Origin of the sequence: Dehalococcoides sp. (assembly GCF_041654235.1) — a bacterium.
Taxonomy (GTDB): domain Bacteria; phylum Chloroflexota; class Dehalococcoidia; order Dehalococcoidales; family Dehalococcoidaceae; genus Dehalococcoides; species Dehalococcoides mccartyi_B.
This window is the reverse complement of the sequence record NZ_JBAZDW010000096.1, coordinates 1-3,478: the sequence shown is the minus strand read 5'-3', so window position 1 is coordinate 3,478 and position 3,478 is coordinate 1. Positions and strand designations below refer to the sequence as shown.

Annotated in this window: 4 protein-coding genes and 1 pseudogene; all 5 read left to right on the top strand. The window is 43.9% G+C overall.

Annotation, left to right across the window (positions count from 1 at the left end; genetic code table 11):
• The coding region (locus WC259_RS08015) for a hypothetical protein (RefSeq protein WP_372644167.1) at positions 1-469 on the top strand (469 nt) is incomplete at its 5' end.
• A gap of 227 nt (positions 470-696) precedes the next feature.
• A complete protein-coding gene (locus WC259_RS08010) occupies positions 697-1,467 on the top strand; it encodes a replication protein (RefSeq protein ID WP_372644164.1) in 771 nt (256 codons plus the stop codon).
• Positions 1,468-1,631: 164 nt separating this feature from the next.
• Positions 1,632-2,843, top strand: a complete 1,212-nt coding sequence (locus tag WC259_RS08005) for a replicative DNA helicase (protein WP_372644161.1) — start codon at positions 1,632-1,634, stop codon at positions 2,841-2,843.
• A gap of 104 nt (positions 2,844-2,947) precedes the next feature.
• A complete protein-coding gene (locus WC259_RS08000) occupies positions 2,948-3,229 on the top strand; it encodes a hypothetical protein (protein WP_372644158.1) in 282 nt (93 codons plus the stop codon).
• A 1-nt stretch (position 3,230) separates the two neighbouring features.
• Positions 3,231-3,478: pseudogene (locus WC259_RS07995) on the top strand (hypothetical protein); the annotation flags it as partial.

Genomic DNA, 3,478 nt, shown 5'->3' with positions numbered 1-3,478 from the left:
ATATCAGAGAGGAGAGCGAAGAATGAAGATTATACCTGTTTCACTCAAGCACGAAACCAATAAATGGGGTGAGCATCTGACCGTCATAGACACCGAAGGCAGAACATGGGTCATATCCGACAAGAAGAATAGTTTGTGGCCAGAGTTTGAAGAAGGCAAGGCAACCGAAGTTACATTGAAGACTTCTCCAAAGGGAACTAAGTATATTGATACGGCCAAACTTACTGATGAACCGGCAGAGGCTGCCACTAAAGTTGTTGCATCTTCTCCGGACAATAAGCACAAAGGGTTTTCTTTGGCTTATGCAAAAGACCTTGTCATGTATGGCAAACTGGGATTCAAGGATTTGTTCATTACAGCAGCCCTGTTTGAAGAATATCTGAACGGCAATATTGTATTTGACCGCAAGGATTTACTGGCGTACCAGATAAAACTTCAGAATAAGGGGGAGCAAGATGGGCCTTACTAGAATAAATAAAGCCATACAGGCGAACAATAACGGCTGCGAGTTTGCGGAGATTTACTACTTGCTCACCCTCCGCAAGCCCCCGGCCGGGGTTTACCATTGTGCTAACCTATGCAAAGAGAATAATAAATTAGAATGTCCGTTTGTCTGCTGTATTGCAGAGGAATATAAGCCTAAAGACAAAGTCAAATGCCTGATTGACTTGCTTAGGAAAAACTTGGAGTAAACTAATGGCCGAACCTCAAGTTGAAAACGGATTTACACGTATAGCCAACGAGCTGATGGAACACCTGTACAAAGTGGATTTGTCCGGTGCTGAACTCAGGGTAATACTCTATATCATACGCCAAACTTATGGCTACTGTACCAAAACACGCACTATCAAGCAGGCGGAAATATCCCAGAACACAAACCTTGACAAGGGTACAGTCAGCCGTGCTTTGAGATGCCTGATAAGTAAAAACATGGTGCATATGAGCGGAGTGGTTGGCATCAACAAAGACTGGGAAACATGGGAGAATTTAGACGAAAATGAAAGTTGTCAAAATGCAACAAAGTTGTCAAATGGCAACAAAAAGTTGTCAAAATGCAACTCCCTACCATTATATAAAGAAAATTATAAAGAAATATATAGCATGACAAATAAAATTTGTCCATCTGAAGAGACTGTTTCTTTTGAGAAAACCGAAACCCCTAACCCCCAAAGTTCCGCCGCCCCCCCTTCCCCAATAAACCAGTACAGGGGCGAGTGCATTGCTTTGCTGGAGGCAAAACGGGGCGTTAAAAAGTCCGTCACAGGACAGGACTTAGGGGGGATTAAAAAACTGTTCCAGATGGGCGTTACCCTTGAGGAAGTCGGAGATTGTTATGACTGGATAGAGAAGAAATGGCAGTCAGATGCCAAGATGGCAGGCACTCCGATATCCCCGCAAACTATTGCTAAGTATTACCCGGGCTGGCTCAAATCAAAAACTAGCGAAGGGAGACCAAACTATTGGTAAAGACTTGTGAATACTGCGGACATACAGGAGAAGATGTTTTCACCCACATATTGGAAAACGGCGAGACGCTGACCGAGTGTAAAGACATAAGCAAATGTGAAGAACGAATTAAAAGCAAGGGGAAATCGGATGTCACTAGTGAAACAACGGGGGATTAAGCCGATATGTTTAGTGATATAGATGCTGAGAAGGCAGTATTAGGCTCTGTAGTTATAGACGGGTATGTGTTTAAGAACGTCTCATTCCTGAAACCGCAGGACTTTTCTTTGCCAGACCATCAGGTTATCTGGTCTGCCATGTCTGATATGGCACGGGATAACACGCCCATAGATTACATTACGCTTGGTAACTACATGGACAAACTGAAATCACACCCGCCCCATACTTACCTGAACGAGTTGTCTATGGCTGTGCCAACATCTCTTGACGCCGAGCATTACGCTAGAATAGTTAAGGAACACTCACGCCATAACCAAGCCATCAAGTATGCCGAGCAAGGGGATTACGTATCTCTGGAGAAGGTACTTAAAGACACCGCAACCGCCAGCAAGTTATTTACAGGGTCTGATATAGCTGACGATATGATTTCTCTTCAAAGCATAGAGGCGTACCGTCCCATCCCGTACGGATATGAACAGTTAGACGCAAGCACTACGGGCATGCACAAGGGCTCACTGATTGTAGTTGGTGCGAGACCATCTATGGGTAAAAGCCAGCTCTTACTGGAGATTTGGTTGCATGCTTTAAGTATAGGCAAACGGGCATTGTTCGTATCACTTGAGATGAGCAGGGTATTTGTAGCGGAAAGATTGTTGGCCATTATGGGCGGTATAGGAACAAAGGATTTGCGTACTGGCCAGCTCAATATGGATAAGATAGGGGCGATAGCAGACGCTTCAGGCAGGGTTAGCGAATATGATTTAGGGTTGATATGTTCAGCATCGTCTACCAGTGACATCAGGGCTACTGTCTCCAAGATGGGCGGGGTTGACCTTGTATTGGTTGATTATTTACAGATGCTTAAAGACTGCTCTGACAGTAGCAAGGGGGATAATCCTACGCAGAGGGTGGGATACGCATCAAAGCAATTGAAATCTATTTCGCTGGAATACGATATCCCATTAGTTATTGCTTCTCAACTGAGTAGGGCGGTAGAGGCGAGAGCTGATAAGCATCCCATGCTATCTGACTTAAGAGACAGCGGGGAGATAGAACAGGATGCTGATGTAGTGCTACTGCTCTACCGAGAGGACTATTACAGCAATAATAACGCAGGCACACTGGAAATAGCCCGGGCTAAAGATAGACAGATGGGTGCTGGCAGACCGGTAACTTTGTACTGGGATGCAAGTAAATTCAGGTATAACAATAAATAGCTGACAAGAAATATACAAATACGATTAAAACAGTTGACTAGTAAATAAAATAAGGATATAATTGTAAATATGAAACAAATATACGGCATAGTTGAGGTGACGGCATGAACATACACGGAGACAATAAATACTTAAAAAGGGAGAAGAAACAAATGGTTAAGAAAAATTGTGGGAATATCTTGGCAGATGGAGAACTTACAGGGCATGCTCATAGGGTAACGGTCCAGGTTATGGAACGGGAAGATGGTGTGCGGGAATTTGAGGGGGAAACTACTGTAACACACGAGGAACATAAACCAGTAAAACTCCCGCATCTGGCGTGGAATTCAGCGAAGGTAAACGAATATGACTACTACGCCGAAATGGCACGGGAAGTCAGGGACTGAGATGTCTAGGATTGCAAAAATAACTGAAGAACAAGAAGCTCAAATTCCGTACTATATCCAGAAATGGGTATCTAATGCTAGTGGTGAGACGGATATTGAAGAGGCGGATAAGGCTATTGCGGATATGTATGCTGATATGGGGTTGAGTAAACCAAAAATACTGCACTTTGATTCGCCAATGTCTTGCCATCTGGCCTTGGCCATGTTAAAAGACTCACAGCTATGGTCACAGCTAGACTCACAGCTATA

What these genes read in the sequence shown, in the direction of transcription:
- WC259_RS08010 (WP_372644164.1), top strand. Translation starts at nt 697, where the DNA reads ATGGCCGAACCTCAAGTTGAAAACGGATTTACACGTATAGCCAACGAG.
- WC259_RS08005 (WP_372644161.1), top strand. Translation starts at nt 1,632, where the DNA reads ATGTTTAGTGATATAGATGCTGAGAAGGCAGTATTAGGCTCTGTAGTT.
- WC259_RS08000 (WP_372644158.1), top strand. Translation starts at nt 2,948, where the DNA reads ATGAACATACACGGAGACAATAAATACTTAAAAAGGGAGAAGAAACAA.